The following is an 18,487-nucleotide window of genomic DNA, read 5'->3' on the forward strand; positions in this document are numbered from 1 at the left end:
CCGCCGAGGTTGAAGGCCAGGTTCTTCTCGTGCAGGTTGACCGTGGCCAGGTCGTCCTTCGAGCGGGCCTCGGCCAGCTTCTCCAGGGCGGTGTTCACGCCCGCCACGTAGGTGGCGTGGTGCTTGTCGTGGTGCAGCTCCATGATCGCCCCGGAGATGTGGGGCTCGAGCGCGGAGTAGTCGTAGGGCAGATCCGGAAGGGTGTACTCAGCCATGCCTTCTCCTCGTCAGCGTCGATCTGGGCGGGACGAGGGCCGGACTCGTGGACCCCGCCTCGCACCCGCGACCTTCGCGCAGCCTCCGACGGTGCGCAACCGGCCGCCCGAAGCGTCTCACCGCGTGATCTCCGGACCGTCGCCGGGGTGGGGCGCAGCGGCCGGGTCCGCGCGACGCACCCCGTAGGGTCGGGGCATGAGCTCCGTGCCCGGGACCGACGACACCGCAGCCCCTCCCCGGCCGAGCTCGGCGGTACCGGTCGTCGGGTTCGACCTGGACATGACGCTGGTGGACTCCAGCGCCGGGATCGCCGCGACGATGCGCGCCGTCCTGGCCGAGGTCGGCGTCGAGGTGAGCGCCGCGGACGTCTGGCCGTACGCCGGGATGCCGCTGGAGCTCATCGTCGCCGGCCTGGCCCCCGGCCGCTCCGCGTCCGAGGTCGCCCGGCTGACCGCGCGGTACCGCGAGCTGTACCCCGCCCTCGGCGTGCCCACCGTCCGCTCCTACCCCGCCGCGGCCGCCGCCCTGAGCGCGCCGGCCGGGCACGGGGGCCGCAGCGTCGTCGTGAGCGCCAAGCACACCCCGAACGTCCACCGGGTCCTGGCCGGCACCGGCCTCGCCTCCTCGATCGCCGCGCAGGACGTCACGGGCGACCTGTTCGCCGAGGACAAGGGCGTGCGGCTGCGCGAGCTGGGCGCGACGGCCTACGTCGGCGACCACCCCGGCGACGTGCGGGCCGCCCGGGTGGCCGGGGCGGTCGCGGTCGCGGTGACGACGGGCTCGCACGACGCGGCCGCGCTGCGCGAGGCCGGGGCCGACGTCGTGCTCGGCGGGCTCGAGGACTTCCCCGCCTGGCTCGAGGGCCACGCGACCGACCTGCGCGACGGGAAGCGGACGGTGCCCGGCCCCCGTTAACCTGGTGGGGACGGCTCACGTCCAGGCGGACCTCCCGGTCCGCCGGTCGTGGTCCCGCTCAGACCCGAGAACGCACCCCGCCGGTGCGCGCGGCCCCCCGCAGCGCCCGGCACCGCAAACTGGAGAAGGTTCCCGTGCCGACTGGCAAGGTCAAGTGGTTCGACGCCGACAAGGGTTTCGGCTTCCTCGCCGCCGAAGGGGGCGACGAGGTGTTCGTGCACGCCTCCGCGCTGCCCGCCGGCACGACGACGCTCGCGAAGGGCACCCGCGTCGAGTTCGGCGTCGTGCAGGGCAAGAACGGCAACCAGGCGCTGTCGGTGCGCGTCCTGGACCCGGTGCACTCCGTGAGCCGCGCGACGCGCAAGAAGCCCGAGGACATGGTCCCGATCGTGGAGGACCTCATCAAGCTGCTCGACGGCCTCTCGGGCTCCTTCCGCCGCGGCCGCTACCCCGACAAGGCCGGCGCGGCCAAGATCGCGACCGTCCTGCGGGCCGTCGCCGACGACATCGAGGCGTGAGCGTGACCCAGGAGACGACCGACCCCGCGACCGACCCCGCGACCGACCCCGCGACCGACCCCGCGACCGACCCCGCGACCGACCCCGCGACCGACCCCGCGACCGAGGTGGCCCCGGGACCGGTCAAGCGCGTCCGCAAGCCGCGCAAGCCGACCCTCGACGCCGCCACGGCCGCCGCGGTGGACCTCGCCCGCGAGGCCGCCGAGGAGATCGCCGAACCGGGCACCGTCGGCGAGCACCTCGGCGCGGTCGCCGAGGGCGACCGCCTGGTCAGCCACACGTTCGCGTGCCTGCTGCCGGGCTACCGCGGCTGGCGCTGGACGGTCACCGTCACGCGCGCCTCGCGGGCCAGGAACGTCACGGTCAGCGAGGTCTGCCTGCTGCCCGGCGAGGACGCGCTCCAGCCGCCGGTGTGGCTGCCCTGGTCCGAGCGGCTGCGCCCCGGCGACGTCGGGCCCCAGGACACGTTGCCGCGCAAGGCCGACGACCCGCTGCTCGAGCAGGGCTTCGAGGCGACCGGGGACGACGACGTGGACGCGGTGGCGCTGTGGGAGCTCGGCCTGGGCCGTGAGCGCGTCCTGTCCGCGCAGGGCCGCGACGAGGCCGCCGCCCGCTGGTACGAGGGTGACCGCGGCCCGAGGAGCGAGATCGCCGAGCACGCCAAGGCGCCGTGCTCGACGTGCGGGTTCTTCGTGCCCGTCGCGGGGTCCCTGCGGCAGGTCTTCGGCGTCTGCGCCAACGAGTGGTCCCCTGAGGACGCCCGGGTCGTGAGCGTCGACCACGGGTGCGGTGCGCACAGCGAGACCGACGTCGAGAGCGCCGCCGAGGAACCGTCGGCCCCGCTGATCGACGACCTGTCCCCCGACGGTCTCGAGCTCTTCGGGCCCGACGAGCTCGCGCCCGACGACGCGACCGGCGACGCGACCGAGGGCGCGACCGGGGACGAGCCCGGGCAGGCTCCCGGGGCCGTCGAGGCCACCAGCTGAACCAGGCCGTGCGCGCCGTCGAGGACCCGTTCGGCACCGCGGACGTCGTCGAGCGGGTCCTCGCCGCCTGGAACGCCTCCCCCGAGCGGTTGCGGGAGGACGCCAACGCCGAGGAGGACGCCGCCCTCGGCGCCTACCGCGACCGGCTCGTGGTGGAGCTGGCCCAGAACGCCGCCGACGCCGCCGCGGCCGCCGGGGTGCCGGGCCGGCTGCTGCTGCGCCTGGTCGACGACCCCGCCGGCGGGCCCGGCCGGTTGCTCGCCGCCAACACGGGTGCGCCGCTGAGCGCCGAGGGCGTCGGCGCCCTCGCCACCTTGCGCGCGAGCGCCAAGCGCGACGAGGGCGGCTCCGTCGGCCGGTTCGGCGTCGGCTTCGCCGCGGTCCTGGCGGTCACCGACGCCCCGGCCCTGCGGTCCTCCACGGGCGCGGTCCGCTTCAGCCGCGAGGACTCCGCCGAGCTGGTCCGGACCCGGGGCAGCGCCGGCGCGCAGCGCGAGCTGCGGGCCCGCGCCGGTCACGTGCCGGCCCTGCGGCTGCCGTTCCCGGCCCCGCTCGCCGCGCCCGTGCCCGAGGGGTACGAGACCGTCGTCGAGCTGCCGCTGCGGGACGCCGCGGCCCGCGACCTCGTGGAGTCGGCGCTGCGGGACCTGGCCGCCGACGCCGCCACCGACGCGGCCGCCGACGTCCTGCTGCTGGCCCTGCCCGGCCTGGACGAGATCGTCGTCGACCTGCCGGGTGCACCGGTGCGGGCCGTGGCCGACGTCGAGCAGCGGTGGCGAGTGGTGCGCCGCAGCGGGCGCCTGTCCGCCGCCGACGTCGCCGGCCGCGGGGTCGAGGACCGCGGCCGGCTCGGCTGGCACCTGACGTGGGCCCTGCCGGTGGACGGGGCGCCGGGTCCCGGGGTCGTGTGCGCGCCGACCCCGACCGACGAGGACCTGCCGTGGCCGGCGCTGCTGGTGGCGACCTTCCCGCTGGGCCCGGACCGGCGCCGGCTGGCCCCGGGCCGGGCGACGGAGGTGCTGCTGGACGCGGCGGCCGACGCCTACGGGGACCTGCTGGCGCAGGTCGCCGCCGAGGGCGGCGACGCGCTGTCCCTGCTGCCGTACGGGGCTGCGGCGGGACGGGTGGACGCCGAGCTGCGCCGCCGGGTGCTGGACCGGGCCCGCGACGTCCCGCTGCTGGTGTGCGTCGAACGCGTCGACGGGGCCCCGCTGGCGGTCCGGCCGAGCTCGGCGGTCGCCCTGACCGGGCCGGGCTCCGACGACCCCGCCCTGCTGGCTGCGCTGGCCCCGGCGCTGGCCGGGCTGGTCGCCGCCGGGCGCGGCACCGACCGGCTGCTCACCGAGCTCGGGGTGACGCGGATGGGCCTGGCCGAGGTCCTGGACGTCCTGCCCGGTCTGGACGGGCCGGGGTCGCGGGCGTTGTTCGCGGCGCTGGCGCCGCTGGCGGGCGACCCGCTGGCCCGGGAGGCGCTGAGCGGGCTGCCGGTCCCGCTGCTGGGGGGCCGGCGGGTGCACGGTGTCGCGGGGGTCGTCCTGCCGGACGGGGACCTGGACGTCGACCCGGAGACGGCCGGGCTGCTGGCCGGCTTCGGGCTGCGGGTGGCCGCGCCGGAGGTGGCCGCGGGTCCGGCGCGGGACCTGCTCGTCCGCCTCGGGGCCCGGGAGGGTGGCGCGTGGGCGGTCCTGACCGATCCCGCGGTCCGTGCGGCGGTGCAGGCCTCCCCCGACGCCGACGACCCCGACGAGGTGGCCGCGGCGGTGCTCGACGTCGTGGCCGCGGCGGTGGGGCCCGACGGTGACGACGAGCCCACCGACGTCCCCTCCGGCACCGCCGAGCGCGCCGCCCGCGTGGCGCGGGAGCTGGCGTGGTTGTCCGACCTGGCCCTGCCCGACGACCGCGACGACCTGGCCCCGGCGGGGGCGCTCGTGCTGCCGGGGACGCTGGCCGAGCGCGCCCTGGACCCCGCGGCGGTGGCCCCGGTGCACCCGGACCTGCTGCGGGAGTGGGGTCCGGACGTCCTGCGGGCGGTCGGGGTGCTCGCGGGCCCGGCCCTCGTCGAGGCCGACCTGGATCTCACCGACGTCGGGACCGCCGCCGAGGCCGGTCTTGTGGACGTCGAGCGGTACGTCGAGGAGGTCTGGGGCGAGGCGCTCGACGCGCTGGACGACCCGGTCGCCGGTCCGACCGTCCACGGCGCGGGGTCGGTGCGCGACCTCGACCTCGTCGTCGACGCGTGGCCCGAGGTGCTCGCCGCGCTGGTCGCCGACCCCGCGGGGCTGCGCGCGCTGACCGCTCCCTGGGTGGTGGGGGGCCACCGGCGCCCCGGCCACCTGGCGTGGTGGTTGCGGCGCCACGGGCCGCTGCCCGCCGTCTCGCGCGACCCGGCGGGGACGGCCCCGGACTGGTTGCCGCCCGCCCCGGCCTGGGTGGGCGAGCTGCCCGCGAGCGCCCGCCGCGCCCTCGGCGTCCTGCCCGACCTGGCGGCCGCCGGGGTCGACGACCTGGAGCCCCTGCTGGACGCGAGCGCCGCGCGGACCCCCGCGGCCGCGGACCTGCTGGCCCTGTGGGCCCTGCTCGGCCGGTCGGCGCAGGACGCCGGGCGGCTCGCGCCCGAGCGGCTCGCCGCGCTCGACGCGGACGGGCGGGTGGTGTCCGCTGACGCCGACGACGTCGTCGTGCCCGACTCCCCGGCGTGGGCCGCGCGCACGGACCTGGGGCCGCGCCTGCTCGTCCCGCACGCCGCCCGCGTCGCCGACCTGCTCGACGTGGACCTGGCCTCCGACCGTGCCGAGGGGGTCCTGGCCCACCCGGGCGGGACGCAGCGCCCGGTCCCGGCCGCCGCCCACGCCCTGGTCCCCGGGCTGCCCGCCACGTGGACGTCGGTGCCGACCCTGACGTGCGACGGGGTCCCGGTGCCGTTCTGGGTCGGTGCGGACGCGGACGCGGACCACGTGGTGGCCACGGGCACCGCCGCCGCGGCCGACGGGCTGGCCCAGGCCGCGGGGGCGTGGTGGGCCCGGGGGGCGCTGGCCCGGCTGCTCGCCGGTGACGACCCGGCCGGCGTCCTCGGCGGGGAGCTGCCGGGGCTGACCTGAGCGGCCGGGCGCCGTCTCACCCGCGGCGACCGTCGCCGGTGCCGCGCAGGCGCAGCGCGGCACCCGCCGCGGCCGCGAGCACGGGCAGGGCGCCGGCCCCCACGAGGAGGACGGCGGTCCCCCGGTCGGTCAGGAGGCCGGCCAGGGCCGCTCCCGCGGCGGCGCTGCTCACCTTGAGCCCGGCGGCCAGCGTGAAGACCTGCGCCCTGGAGCCCGGCGGGGCGTGGTGGTCGCGGGTGGTGAACAGGGCCCCGGTGAACGGGCCGGTGAAGGTCCCGCTGACGGCGAACAGGACGGCCGCGAGCGCCGGACCGGGTGCCACGGCGGTGAGGGCCACGGGGCTCCCGACGCCCAGCAGGCTCAGCAGGCACCAGCGTGCCGCCCGGGCGGGTGGAGCCGGTCGCCACGTCCACGCCAGCGATCCCAGCAGCGCGCCGGCGGCGTTGAGGCTCAGCAACCAGGCCGCGAGCTGCGGGTCGCCGGCCCGGGAGGCCAGGACGACGGCGACGACGGGCAGAGCGCCCAGGCCCACCTGAGCGGTGCTGCTGGCGAGGGTGACGGCGGCCAGCGTCGGTTCCCCGAGGATCGCCCGGGCGCCGGCGGTCGCTGCACCGGTCCTGCCCACCCGCGCCGGACGGGCGGCGCCGACCGCAGGACCGGTGCGTCCGGGCAGCGTGAGCAGCAGCGCGGCGCCCAGGGCGCAGCTGAGCGCGAGCAGGCCCAGCGCGACCCGCGGGGAGGTCAGCGTCGAGACCACGCCGGTCAGCGCCGGGCCGGCGATCCCGCACACGTTGTAGGTCAGGGAGTCCAGTCCGAACGCCCGGGCCGTCCCGACCCCGGCCCCGGCCCCGGCCCCGGCCCCGGCCCCGGCCCCGGCCCCGGCGGTCAGCGTCGGTACCCGGCTGGACAGACCGCCGGTGAGCGCCGGGCCGCAGCAGCCGCCCGTCAGCAGGACGACCAGGACGACCGGGTCGGGGACCCGTCCCAGGCCGACCGCGGCGGCGGCCAGGGCGAGGCCGAAGACGACCGCCGCCCCGGCCAGCCACCGGTGGGGGTGGCGGGCGCGGTCGGTCACGACGCCCACGGCCGGGGCGGCCACCACGTGGGGGACGAGCAGGGCCGCCACGAGCAGACCGCTCAGCGCCGGACCGCCGTGCCGGGCCCCCGCGAGGACCAGGGCGACCCGGGCTCCTTCGTCGCCCAGGCGCACCAGCACCGCGACCGCGCCGTAGCGGGCGAGGGGCGTGCGCAGCAGCGCGGGGTTCACCGCTGCTGCGGGCGAGGTGGGTGACGACGTCATCGACGGCTCCTGCCGGTGGGCCGGCGACCACGTGCGTCACCGGTCGAGGAGGTGATTGCGGCCCGAGCCTTGCAGTCCGATCCGTCACCGGTCAAGGTGGTGACGTGGAGGAGCACGTGGACGTGGACGCGGACAGCGGTGACACCGGCCCGGGCGGGTCGGTGTTCGAGTTCGTCGGCGGTCGGGCGTGCCTGGACTTCGTCGGCACCGTCGCCGAACGCCGCACCACCGCCCTGGAACGGCTGCGGGTCCCCGCGGACCTGCAGCGCTGGATCGGGCAGGCGCACCTGCTGGACCGCCCTCCCGCGGTGTCCGCGGCCCAGCTCGTCCGCGCCCGGGAGGTCCGTGAGGCGTTGTTCGCCGTCCTGGCCGCCGCGCTGGACGGCACCCCCGCCCCACCGTCCGCGCGGGAGCTGCTGAACACCACCGCGCTCCGGCCCCCGGTCGGTCTGCACCTGGGGGACGCAGGCGCCGTCGAACGCAGCGGCGACCTCGACGCGGTGCTGTCCGGGCTCGTGCGCGACTGCTTCGACCTGCTGTCCGGCCCGCAGCGGGCGGCGCTGTCGTGGTGCGACGACGAGCGGTGCACGCGGGTGTTCGTGGACACCTCCCGCGGCCGGAGACGACGCTGGTGCGGCATGAGCGGCTGCGGCGACCGGGCGAAAGCGGCGGCGTACCGGCGGCGGCGCGCGGGGGTCCCGACCGGCTGACCCGGTCCCGGACAGCACCCGCCCGGGCCGGGGACCCACCGCTCGTGGCACGAAGCCGACCCTCACCAGTTGCCTCCAGCAACGTTCATCTGCCGTTCCCCGCACGGTCCCCCGGCGGGGAGGACGGGCTCCTAGCGTCTGGCCCTGAGCCGGGACGAGGAGCGGTCTGTGACGCACGTGGGGACCATCAGGGCGCGCGGCGTCCACCAGCGGTTCGGGGACGTCATCGCCCTGGACGGCGTCGACCTCGACGTCGCCGAGGGCCGGGTCCACGGGCTCGTCGGCCCCAACGGGGCCGGCAAGACGACCCTGCTGGGCCTGCTGCTGGGCCTGTCGGCGCCCGACCGCGGCAGCGTGGAACTCCTGGGCACCGTCCTGCGCCCCGGGGCGGGCGTGCCCGAGGGTGTCGCGGGGTTCGTCGACGGCCCCGGGCTCTACCCCCAGCTCACCGCGCGCCAGAACCTCACCGCCGTCGCGGACCTGCGCCGGCGCGAGCGCCGGGGCGTGGACGAGGCCCTGGAGCAGGTGGGGCTCGGCGACGTCGCCGACGACCGCGTGCGCGGGTTCTCCCTCGGCATGCGCCAGCGCCTCGGGCTGGCCGCCGCCCTCCTGCTGCAGCCGCGCGTGCTCGTCCTGGACGAACCCTCCAACGGCCTCGACCCCGCCGGGGCCCGCCACGTCCAGCGCGTGCTCGCCGGCCTGGCCGCCGGGGGCACCTCGGTGGTCCTGTCCAGCCACCGGATGGACGACGTGGCCGCGCTGTGCAGCGACGTCACCCTCCTCGCCGGGGGCCGGGCGGTGTTCAGCGGGCCGATCGGCAAGCTGGCCGCCGAGTCCGGCGAGCTCGACCACCGGCTCGTGACGTCCAGCCCCGGGACCGCCCGGCGGGTGGCCGCCGCCACCCCGGGGGTGCGGCTCCTGCCGGACGACGACCTCGTCCGGGGCCGCGAGAGCGACGCGCTCCTCGTGCGCGGCTCGGTGCCGGCGCTGGAGGACCTCGTCGCCCGGCTCGTGCGCGCCGGCGTGGGGGTGCGGGAGGTGGCGCCCGTCGTGAGCCCGCTGGAGGCGGCGTTCCTGGCCCTGACCGAGACGGGGGAGCACTCGTGACGACCCTCGCCGCGCCGTCGGCCGCGCGCAGCCGCCCGGCCCCCGCCCTGCCCGGGTACCGCTTCGAGCTGCTCAAGCTCACCGCCCAGTGGCGCACCCGCGCCCTGCTGCTCGTGGGCTGGCTGGGCCCCGGTGTCCTGGTGGCCGCCATCAGCCGGCAGAGCACGCTGCCCACCGACACCGTCTTCGGGCGCTGGATGGGGCAGAGCGGCTGGGCCGGTCCCCTCGTCGTGCTGTCCTTCTGCTGCAGCTGGGTCCTGCCGCTGGCGACGTCCCTGGTGGCCGGGGACGTGTTCGCCGCCGAGGACCGGCTCGGGACGTGGCGCCACCTGCTGACCGTCGTCGGCTCCCCCCGGCGGATCTTCACCACCAAGGCGCTCGCCGCCGCCACCGTGCTGCTGGTCGTGGTGCTCGGCCTGGCCGTCTCGAGCACCGCCGGCGGGCTGCTGGCCGTCGGGCCCCACCCGCTGGTGGGCCTGGACGGACACCTGCTGGGCCCGGCGCGCGCGGGGGCGACGGTGCTGTTGGCCTGGGCCGCGGTGCTGGCCCCCACGGCGGCCTTCGCCGCGGTCGGCCTGCTCGGCTCGGTGGTCTTCGGCCGCTCCCCCGTGGGTCTGCTCCTGCCGGCGCTGCTGGCCCTGGTGCTGCAGCTCGTGCAGCTGCTGCCGCTGCCGGTCGTCGTCCGGGCCGCGCTGCCGGGTTTCGCGTTCACCGCCTGGCACGGGCTGTTCACCTCCCCCGCTCAGACGACCCCCCTGCTGCTGGGGGTCGGGGTGGCCCTGGCGTGGGCGGTGCTGGCGACGGCGCTGGCGCGCCACCTGTTCCTGCGCCGCGACTTCACCGGCCCGGCCCACGACGGCTCCGGTGCCGGGGTCGCGGTCCGCGCGGTGCTCCCCCCGGTCGGGTTGCTGGCCGCGACGATCGGGCTCCTGGCCGCCACGACGCCGGTCACCGGCGCCGGCGTCACCGGCCCGCAGCTGGAAACCTCGCTGGCGACGAGCTACGCGCACCTGTACCGGTTGCAGACCCGGGAGCTGGGCCGGCCCGACGTGCCCGAGGCGCAGCTGCGCACCGGTGCCACCTGCGACAAGGGCGGCGACCGGGTCGAGGACAGCGGCCCGGGCAACGACTGGCGCTGCGTCGTGAGCTGGCACATCCCCGGCGCCACCGCGACCGGCTCGGCCGTCTACCAGCTCGACGTCACCGCCGACGGGCGCTACGTCGCCGACGGGGACGGACCGCAGACGGTGAACGGGTTCTTCCCCGTCCCCACCGTCACGGGGCCCGGCCCCAACCCGCTCTGGCAGTTCGACGGCTCGGTCGACCTGCTCGCCACCACCACGAAGGGCTGAGAATGAACCACGTCACACGGCGCCGCGCACCGCGGGCCGTCCGGCGGCGGCTGCCGCAGGTCCTCGGCCGCCGGGCCCTGCCGCTCGCCGCCGCGGGGACCGCCGTCCTCGTCGTCACCGGCGGCGGGGTGGCCTACGCGACCACCACGGTCTTCGGCCACCACCGGGTCGGCTCCACCTACGGCACCGGGCTGCAGATCTCCTCCGACCAGGTCCTCAAACCCCTCGGGGACCGGCTCGTCACGGACAACGGCAAGATCATGGGGTCGGCCGTCAGCCCCGACGGGCGGTTCCTGGCCGCGGCGAGCACCGACAAGTCGATCGTCCTGCAGATCTTCGACCTGAAGAGCTACGAGCTCGTCTGGACGGTCGGCACGGGCGCCGCGGCGAACGCGAAGATCGCCGACGGCAGCGTCGGGCAGGAGGCCCCGACGTTCTCCCCGGACGGGAAATTCGTGTGGCTGGCCCAGACCGACGGGCTGACCCGGTTCCCGGTGAACGCCGACGGGACCCTGGGCGCCGGGACCGTCGTTCCCCTGCCGCAGGTGAACGGGCAGTCGGCGCTGCCGGGCGGGGCCGCCTACTCCGCCGACGGCGGGACGCTGTACGTGGCCCTCAACGGGCAGAACTCCGTCGCGGCGCTGAACCCCTCGACCGGGAAGGTGCAGCGGACGTGGGCCGTGGGCACCGCCCCGCGCCAGGTCGCCCTCGTGGGCGGCACGCTCTACGTCAGCGACGAGGGCGGGCGCGCGCCGCGACCGGGTGAGACGGCGATCAACTCCTACGGGACCGCCGTGCCCGCCGACCCGTACCTGGGGACCTCCACCACGGGCACCCTCAGCGTCATCGACACCGCCCACCCGGGGGCCGCGGTCGGCTCGATCGACGTCGGTCTGCACCCCACCGCGCTGCACGTCTCCGGGGGCGCGCTGTTCGTCGCGAACACCGGCGACGACAGCGTCTCGGTCGTCGACACCCGCAAGGGCCGTGTCGTGCAGACGATCTCGACCAAGCCGTGGGCCTCGGCGGACGTCGGCTACCAGCCGACCGCGATCGCGACGACGAAGGACGGCCACCTGCTCATCACCCTGGCCCGGGCGAACGCCGTCGCCGTCTACACCTACGCGGGCCGCCCGCAGGAACCCGTCGGCTACCTCGGGCTGCTGCCGACCGACTACTACCCCGCGGACGTGGCGGCCGTCGGGAACCAGGTCGTCGTGACGAACACCCGCGGCATCGACGCGCGTGGTCCCGAACTCACGTTCAAGGAGGGCACCGGCACGACCCCGGCGACCGGCCACGGCACGCACAGCACGACCGCGTCCCTGACCCGGTTCCGGCTGCCCACGACGGCGCAGATCGCCAAGGACACCGCGACGGTGTTCGCCCAGAACGGCTGGGGGAAGGACGACGTCGCGCAGGCGAAGGGCCGCACCCCGGCCGCGGTCCCCGTCCCGGCCCGCGTCGGCGACCCGTCCACGATCAAGCACGTGTTCCTGCTCGTGAAGGAGAACCGCACCTACGACCAGGTGTACGGCGACGACCCGCGCGGCGACGGCGACCCGTCGCTGGCGCAGTTCGGGGCGAAGGTCACGCCGAACCAGCACGCGCTGGCCAAGCAGTTCGGCCTCTACGACAACCTCTACGACGTCGGGACGAACTCCGCCGAGGGCCACAACTGGCTCATGCAGGGCGACAACCCCGAGTACACCGAGTCCTCCGCCGGGGAGTACGTCCGCAGCTACGACACCGAGGACGACGTCCTGGGCCATCAGCGCTCGGGGTTCCTGTGGACGTCGGTGCAGTCGGCCGGGAAGACGGCGCGCAACTTCGGCGAGTTCACCCAGTTCGAGACCAAACCCGCCACCGCGACGTGGCAGTCGTACTACTGCGCGGCCACCGGCGTGGACCAGGGCGGCGACCCGGCCACCCTGTTCGACCCCTCGATCCGGCAGGACTCCGAGTCGCCGATCCCGTCCCTGAACGCGATCACCGACCACGCCTACCCGAAGTTCGACACCGACATCCCGGACCTGTACCGCTACCAGGTGTGGAAGCAGGACTTCGAGAAGAACGGCCCGGCGGCGCTGAACACGTTCTGGCTCTCCAGCGACCACACCGGCGGCACCCCGGACCCGCGCGCGCAGGTCGCCGACAACGACCTGGCGGTCGGCAAGATCGTCGACGAGATCTCCCACAGCCCGTACTGGAAGGACTCCGCGATCTTCGTGGTCGAGGACGACAGCCAGGCCGGGGCCGACCACGTCGACGGCCACCGGGCGCCCGTGCAGATCATCAGCCCGTGGGCCCAGCACGGGAAGGTCGACAGCACCTACTACTCCCAGCTGACCGTCGTGCGCACGATCCAGCAGATCCTGGGTGCGCAGCCGCTGAACCAGAAGCTCGCCGCGGCCACGCCCATGGCCTCCGCCTTCACGAGCAAGCCGGACCTCACGCCCTTCACCGCGGTCCCCAACCAGGTGCCGCTCACCGAGGGCGTGGCCACCGCACCCGCCTGCGGCGAGGACACCCTGGGCCTGACGGGGGCGAGGGCCGCGCAGCTCAAGGCCCAGGTCCAGCAGGAGACGGCGGTCCCCGCGAGCCAGCAGGCCGTCGCCGACCAGTGGGCCGCGTGGGCGAAGTCCCAGCACTTCACGGGCGCCGGCGCGGCTCCCGACCAGGCCAACCCCGAGCAGATGAACCGCTACACCTGGTACCGCACCCACGGCTGGACGGTGCCCTACCCCGGTGACTCGGTGATCTACGTGCCCGGGAAGGTGCCCGGCGCGTACGTCGCGAGCGCCGAGACGGACTGACGGCTCAGCCGCTGCCCGACGCTCCTCCACGACGGCCCGCCGGCCCCGCCGGCGGGCCGCCGTGCGTCCGCGGCCGGACCTGGTCGAATGGCCGGGTGGAGTTCACCCGCGGCCGGCACCCACGGCGCGGCGAGACACGACTGCCGGCCACCGTGGCCACCGCCGTGGCCATCGCGCTGTACGCCGTCCTGCCCGAGAAGCTGATCCCCGGCCCGCGCCTGGCCGTGCCCGTGCTCGAGGTCCTGCTCCTCGTCGCCGTCGTCGTGGCCAACCCGGTGCGCAGCGGACCGCGGACGCGGTGGTCGCGCCGCACGTCCATCGCGCTCACCGTGCTGGTGCTGGCCACCAACCTCTACGCGCTCACCGTCCTGCTGCACGCCCTGGTGGCGACGAAGGCCGGCGGGCCGCCGCTGCTCCTGGCCGCGCTGCAGATCTGGGTCACGAACGTCATCGTCTTCGGACTGCTGTTCTGGGAGCTGGACCGCGGCGGCCCGGTGGCCCGGCAGCAGACGCGGCGGGACCGGCTGCAGGCCGCGGACTTCCGCTTCACGCAGGACGAGGACGACGACACCGTCGAGGAGGTCCGCCGGGGCTCCAGCGCCGTCAGCGGATGGATCCCCGGCTATGTCGACCACCTCTACGTGTCCCTGACGAACTCCTCCGCCTTCAGCCCGACCGACACCATGCCGCTGACCCCGCGCGCGAAGGTGCTCATGGGCTTCGAGGCGACGACCGCGCTCATCACCTCGGTGGTCGTCATCGCCAAGGGGGTCGGCTCGCTGCAGTGACGGCGACGGGTCAGCGGTCCCGGCGCCCGCGGCGTTCGCGCCGGTGGACGTACCCGAGCCCGACCAGCCCCAGCAGCAGTCCCGCGACGCAGGACCCGAGCCAGCGCCCCTCTCCCGTGCCGCGCACCTCCGGCACGGCCAGCGCGACGACGAGCAGCACCGCCCAGACGCCCAGCCCGACCAGCACGGCCCGGCGGTCGTCGGTCCGCAGCGGCGGGGGCGGGGGCTTGGCCTTGGACGGCGGCAGGAACAGGGGCACGGGGTCAGTGTCCCCCCTCGCGGGTCCGTCTGCTGGGATGACGGCATGGCTCCCCAGGACACGGTTCAGGACACCCGCCGGCGCACGGCCCTCGTCACCGGCGCCAGCAGCGGGATCGGTGCCGCCACGGTGCGCGCCCTGGCCGCCGCCGGTTTCGCCACGATCGCCGCCGCCCGCCGGGTGGACCGCCTGGAGGCGCTGGCCGCGGAGGTCGGCGGCCGGGCCGTCGCGCTGGACGTGACCGACGCGGACTCGGTGGCCGCGATGGCCGCCGCGGTCGGCGACGTCGACGTCGTGGTGCACTCCGCGGGCGGCGCGTTCGGCAGCGACACGATCGAGAACGGCGACCCCGAGGGCTGGAAGGCCATGTACGACGTCAACGTCGTCGGCCTGCTGCGGGTGCACCAGGCGCTGCTGGCGGGGATGCGGCGCGGCGGCGACGGGCACGTCGTCGTCCTGGGGTCCATCGCCGGTTTCGAGGTCTACCCCGGCGGGGCCGGGTACACCTCCGTCAAGCACGGGGTGAACGCCGTCGTCCGGACGCTGCGCCAGGAACTGCTCGGCGAACCCGTGCGGGTCACCGAGATCGCCCCCGGGATGGTCGAGACGGAGTTCTCCGTCGTCCGCCTGGGGTCCCAGGAGGCGGCCGACAAGGTGTACGAGGGGCTGAAGCCGCTGAGCGCCGAGGACGTCGCCGACGTCATCGCGTTCGCGGTGACGCGCCCGTCGCACGTCGACCTCGACAAGATCGTCCTGCGCCCGATCGCGCAGGCGGACGCCGCCCACGTGCACCGGGCCTGAGGTCCGCAGGGCGTAGGATCCCGGGCAACGCTCCTCACCCAGGTCGCGTCCCCCCGCTGCGCGCGGCGTCACGATCGCTGCACCGCACCGGGTTCCACCCGAACGCCACCACCTGGGGAGCAGACCCGTGCCGAAACCCGCGCTCAACCGCCGCCTCGCCGGGGTCCGGTCCTCACCGGTCCGCGACCTGCTCGCGCTCACGTCCGCGCACGACGTGATCTCCTTCGCGGGCGGTCTGCCGGCCCCCGAGCTGTTCGACGCCGAGGGGCTGCGCGCCGCCTACGACCGCGCGCTGAGCGGGCCGGCGGCGCGCCGGAACCTGCAGTACGCGGCCACCGAGGGCGACCCGCGGCTGCGCGAGCTCGTCGCGGCGCGGCTGACCCGGCGCGGCCTGCCGACCGCGGCGGACGACCTGCTGATCACGACGGGCTCGCAGCAGGCGCTGACGCTGCTGACGACCGCGCTGCTGGAACCCGGTGCGGTCGTCGCGGTCGAGGAACCCAGCTACCTGGCTGCGCTGCAGTCGTTCTCCCTGGCCGGCGCCGACCTGGTCGGGGTCGCGAGCGACGACGACGGGGCCGTGCCGGAATCGGTCGCGGAGGTGTTCGCGACCCACCGGCCCGCGGTGCTCTACCTCGTCCCGAACTTCGCCAACCCCACGGGCCGCACGCTGTCCGCCGACCGGCGCGCCCGCATCGCCGAACTGGCCGCGGCGCACGGGGTGTGGGTCGTCGAGGACGACCCCTACGGGGAACTGCGGTACTCCGGGGAGCACCTGCCCCCCCTCGCCGCGCACCCGGCGGCGGCGGACCTGACGATCCACCTGGGCAGCTTCTCCAAGATCGGCGCCCCGGGCCTGCGGCTGGGCTGGGCCAGGCTGCCCGGCGCGCTGCGACCGGCCGTCGTCGTCGCCAAGCAGGCCGCGGACCTGCAGACGTCGACGGTCGACCAGGCCGCCGCCGCGGAGTACCTGGGCGCCACCGACCTCGACGCGCACGTCGCGGGGGTCGTCGCGGCCTACCGCGAGCGCCGCGACGCGCTGCTGGACGCGCTGGGGCGCGAACTGCCGACGGGCAGCACCTGGTCGCGACCCGAGGGCGGCATGTTCACGTGGGTGGAACTGCCCGACGGCCGGGACACGGCGAAGCTGCTGGAGGCGGCCCTGGCCGAGGGCGTCGCCTTCGTGCCCGGGGAGGCGTTCTACGCCGGCCCGGCGAACCCCTCGACGTTGCGGGTGTCGTTCACGACGTACACCCCCGACCGGATCGCCGAGGGGGTCTCGCGGCTGGGCCGGGCGCTACGGGCGTGAGGTGACCGGGAGGCGTCCGGCGTCCACGGGCCGGCCGAACAGGTACCCCTGGGCGCGGTCGCACCCCATGTCCCGCAGCATCTTCGCCTGCAGCTCGGTCTCGACCCCCTCGGCCGTGACGACCATGCCGTGGGCGTGGGCGAGGCTGATGAGGGCCCGGACGACGGCCTCGGCGCGGTCGGAGGAACCCAGCGGCCGGACGAAGCTCATGTCGATCTTGAGGAAGCTCAGCGGGAACCGGTCGAGGTAGGACAGCGAGGAGTAGCCCGTCCCGAAGTCGTCCAGGCCGACGCGGGCGCCGATGCTGCGCAGCTCGCCCAGGCTGGCGCGGGTGGACGTCGACAGGTCGATGAGGGTGCGTTCGGTGACCTCGGCCAGCAGCGAGCTGCCCGCGGCCCCGGTCGACTCGACGCTGTGGGCGAGCCGGTGCGCGAAGGCCGGGTGCTCGAGCGTCTTGCCGGAGACGTTGAAGGAGACCTGCAGGCCGACGCCGTCGCGGCGCCACTCGCGCAGCTGGCGCAGGACCTCCCCGAGGACCCACGTGTCGACGTCGACGATGAGCCCGGTGTCCTCGGCGGTGTCGACGAAGTGCTTGGGTTCGAGGATGCCCTGGACGGGGTCGTCGAGGCGGACGAGGGCCTCGGCGGCGACGAGCTCGGAGGTGCGCAGGTCGACGATGGGCTGCCAGACGACGCGCAGGCCGTCGGTGCGCAGGGCCCGGCGGACGCGGTGCTCGGCGTCGTGGCGGGCCTGGGCCTCCTCGCGCATGGCGGAGTCGTACAGGGCGACGCGGTCGCGGCCGCCGTCCTTGGCGCGGTACAGGGCCATGTCGGCGCTGCGGAAGAGGTCGTCGGCGGTCCCCTCGTGCCCCACCGCGACCCCGGCGCTGGAGGTGCAGACGAAGGGTTCGGGCAGGCCGGGCAGCAGCATGGGCGAGCGCAGCCGGCGGATGATGTCGCGGGCGACGAGGGCGGCGGCCTCGGGCCGGGTGAGGCCGGGGACCATGACGACGAACTCGTCGCCGCCGAGGCGGGCCAGGGTCGCCCCGGGCGGGGCGGCGTCCTCGAGGCGGACGGCGACCTGGCGCAGCAGGGCGTCGCCGATCTGGTGCCCGAGGGTGTCGTTGACGAGCTTGAAGCGGTCGAGGTCGAGCAGGACGAGGGCGACGGCGTCGTTGGCGCTGGCGCCCGCGAGCGCCTCGGCGAGGCGGACGTCGAGCACGGAGCGGTTGGCCAGCCCCGTCAGGGAGTCGCACTGGGCGAGGCGGACGAGTTCGCCGGTGGACTTCTCCCCGGCCGAGACGTCCATGACCAGGCCTTGGACGACCGAGGAGCTGGTCGTGGCCAGGGGGACGCTCATGCCGAGGAAGGTGCGTTCGGTCCCGTCGGGAGCGGCGACGCGGAACGGGTACGGGGCCGACGTGCCGGCGTGGGCGGCCGGGTCCTCGACCCCGGTGAAGGGGCCGCGGTCGTCGGGGTGGATGCGCAGCCGCCAGGTCTCCAGGTCCGGGTCGGCTTCGGCGCCGGTCATCCCCAGCATCTCGCGCAGCCGGTCGTCGAGGGCGACGACGCCGGTGGCGGGGTCCCAGGACCACGACCCGAGACCGGCCAGCCGCAGCGCCCCGGACAGCAGCAGCTGCGAGCGGGTGGACTCCCCAGCGGCGCGCAGGGCCTCGGCGGTGGCGGTCAGGGCCCGCCAGGCGGCACCGGCGGCGACGGCGAGGACCTCCAGGCTCGGTGCGTGGGAGGTGGGTACGCCCCAGACGGCCAGCCGGGGGGCGCGGGGGTGGCCGGGGACGAGCTCGACGACGGCCGAGGGCGACATGCGGGTGAGGTCGGCGCCGGTGAGGCGGCGGCCGGGCACGAGCAGGAGGTCGCCGCGGGCGGCGAGCACCTCGAGCTCGCGGTGGCGCGAGCGGGCCACGGTCTCCAGCAGCAGGACGCGCTGGTGGCCGGCGTCGTGGACCTCCGCGACGAGTTCCTCGCCGAGGGCGGCGAGGTCACCGCACTCGCTGAACCGCCGCTGGGCCCGCACGAAGGCCTGGCCCGGGTCGACCGCGAGGGCGTCGGCGCCGAGGGGCCCGTCGACGACGAGCTCGACGTCCGCGTCACGGGTGCGCAGGGCGGGACCGGACTCGGCGACCGCCGCCGCGGCACGTTCCAGGGCGCGTCGGGCTCGGCGGGTGGCCGAGGTCGCCGGAGATCCACTCACTCGCTCGCTCCACCGTCCGCGACGCGGGCCCGAGGACCCCCGTCTGTCCATCACACAACGTGACCAACTCTAACGCGCTGTGGGGAATCGCGGTACCTCGC

Annotated in this window: 14 protein-coding genes and 1 pseudogene; 11 read left to right on the plus strand and 4 right to left on the minus strand. The window is 76.2% G+C overall.

Annotation, left to right across the window (positions count from 1 at the left end; genetic code table 11):
• A pseudogene (locus CLV37_RS17125) lies at positions 1-215 on the minus strand (superoxide dismutase); the annotation flags it as partial.
• 196 nt (positions 216-411) lie between these two features.
• On the opposite strand from CLV37_RS17125, the gene CLV37_RS17130 reads away from it, so the two are divergent.
• The 4 genes from CLV37_RS17130 to CLV37_RS17145 all read left to right on the plus strand — a co-directional run bounded on the left by CLV37_RS17130 (position 412) and on the right by CLV37_RS17145 (position 5,733).
• On the plus strand, positions 412-1,131 hold the full coding sequence (locus CLV37_RS17130; protein ID WP_106212635.1) for an HAD family hydrolase: 720 nt from the start codon (positions 412-414) through the stop codon (positions 1,129-1,131).
• A gap of 134 nt (positions 1,132-1,265) precedes the next feature.
• A complete protein-coding gene (locus CLV37_RS29045) occupies positions 1,266-1,649 on the plus strand; it encodes a cold shock domain-containing protein (RefSeq protein WP_106213073.1) in 384 nt (127 codons plus the stop codon).
• Positions 1,646-2,635, plus strand: a complete 990-nt coding sequence (locus CLV37_RS17140; protein ID WP_245885458.1) for a DUF3027 domain-containing protein — start codon at positions 1,646-1,648, stop codon at positions 2,633-2,635. The genes CLV37_RS29045 and CLV37_RS17140 overlap by 4 nt, the downstream gene beginning before the upstream one ends.
• A gap of 8 nt (positions 2,636-2,643) precedes the next feature.
• Positions 2,644-5,733, plus strand: coding sequence for a sacsin N-terminal ATP-binding-like domain-containing protein (locus CLV37_RS17145; RefSeq protein WP_106212637.1), 3,090 nt, complete (start codon positions 2,644-2,646; stop codon positions 5,731-5,733).
• Positions 5,734-5,749: 16 nt separating this feature from the next.
• Here CLV37_RS17145 and CLV37_RS17150 read toward each other — a convergent pair whose 3' ends face one another.
• Positions 5,750-7,033: an MFS transporter gene (locus CLV37_RS17150; RefSeq protein ID WP_146149453.1), complete on the minus strand. Its 1,284-nt coding sequence runs from the start codon at positions 7,031-7,033 to the stop codon at positions 5,750-5,752.
• 104 nt (positions 7,034-7,137) lie between these two features.
• Here CLV37_RS17150 and CLV37_RS17155 point away from each other — a divergent pair, with 104 nt between their 5' ends.
• The 5 genes from CLV37_RS17155 (at position 7,138) to CLV37_RS17175 (ending at position 13,806) form a co-directional block, all read left to right on the plus strand.
• On the plus strand, positions 7,138-7,743 hold the full coding sequence (locus CLV37_RS17155) for a CGNR zinc finger domain-containing protein (RefSeq protein WP_146149454.1): 606 nt from the start codon (positions 7,138-7,140) through the stop codon (positions 7,741-7,743).
• A 168-nt stretch (positions 7,744-7,911) separates the two neighbouring features.
• Positions 7,912-8,850, plus strand: coding sequence for an ABC transporter ATP-binding protein (locus tag CLV37_RS17160; RefSeq protein WP_211298734.1), 939 nt, complete (start codon positions 7,912-7,914; stop codon positions 8,848-8,850).
• A complete protein-coding gene (locus tag CLV37_RS17165) occupies positions 8,847-10,202 on the plus strand; it encodes an ABC transporter permease (RefSeq protein WP_106212644.1) in 1,356 nt (451 codons plus the stop codon). Before CLV37_RS17160 ends, CLV37_RS17165 begins: the two co-directional genes overlap by 4 nt.
• Before the next feature lie 2 nt (positions 10,203-10,204).
• Positions 10,205-13,018 carry a bifunctional YncE family protein/alkaline phosphatase family protein gene (locus tag CLV37_RS17170; RefSeq protein ID WP_106212646.1) on the plus strand — a complete coding sequence of 938 codons (2,814 nt, stop codon included), beginning with the start codon at positions 10,205-10,207 and terminating at the stop codon, positions 13,016-13,018.
• Positions 13,019-13,113: 95 nt separating this feature from the next.
• Entirely contained in the window at positions 13,114-13,806 is a 693-nt protein-coding gene (locus CLV37_RS17175; protein ID WP_106212648.1) for a hypothetical protein, read from the plus strand.
• Between the two features lie 10 nt (positions 13,807-13,816).
• On the opposite strand, the gene CLV37_RS17180 is transcribed toward CLV37_RS17175, so the two are convergent.
• Complete coding sequence (locus CLV37_RS17180; protein WP_211298735.1) at positions 13,817-14,065, minus strand: DUF2530 domain-containing protein; 249 nt, start codon at positions 14,063-14,065, stop codon at positions 13,817-13,819.
• 45 nt (positions 14,066-14,110) lie between these two features.
• Between CLV37_RS17180 and CLV37_RS17185 the strand changes: the two genes are divergently transcribed.
• Positions 14,111-14,866 (plus strand): SDR family NAD(P)-dependent oxidoreductase, encoded by a 756-nt coding sequence (locus CLV37_RS17185; RefSeq protein WP_106212650.1) that lies wholly within the window; start codon positions 14,111-14,113, stop codon positions 14,864-14,866.
• Positions 14,867-14,993: 127 nt separating this feature from the next.
• Positions 14,994-16,175, plus strand: a complete 1,182-nt coding sequence (locus tag CLV37_RS17190; RefSeq protein WP_245885459.1) for an aminotransferase-like domain-containing protein — start codon at positions 14,994-14,996, stop codon at positions 16,173-16,175.
• On the opposite strand, the gene CLV37_RS17195 is transcribed toward CLV37_RS17190, so the two are convergent.
• Positions 16,164-18,386 (minus strand): putative bifunctional diguanylate cyclase/phosphodiesterase, encoded by a 2,223-nt coding sequence (locus CLV37_RS17195; protein ID WP_106212654.1) that lies wholly within the window; start codon positions 18,384-18,386, stop codon positions 16,164-16,166. The genes CLV37_RS17190 and CLV37_RS17195 overlap by 12 nt on opposite strands.
• Positions 18,387-18,487: the final 101 nt, after the last annotated feature.

Source organism: Kineococcus rhizosphaerae, from assembly GCF_003002055.1.
In the GTDB taxonomy this organism is placed as follows: domain Bacteria; phylum Actinomycetota; class Actinomycetes; order Actinomycetales; family Kineococcaceae; genus Kineococcus; species Kineococcus rhizosphaerae.

Coding starts and splice junctions, on each gene's coding strand:
- CLV37_RS17150 (WP_146149453.1), bottom strand. CDS start 7,033: ATGACGTCGTCACCCACCTCGCCCGCAGCAGCGGTGAACCCCGCGCTG.
- CLV37_RS17185 (WP_106212650.1), top strand. CDS start 14,111: ATGGCTCCCCAGGACACGGTTCAGGACACCCGCCGGCGCACGGCCCTC.
- CLV37_RS17130 (WP_106212635.1), top strand. CDS start 412: ATGAGCTCCGTGCCCGGGACCGACGACACCGCAGCCCCTCCCCGGCCG.
- CLV37_RS17170 (WP_106212646.1), top strand. CDS start 10,205: ATGAACCACGTCACACGGCGCCGCGCACCGCGGGCCGTCCGGCGGCGG.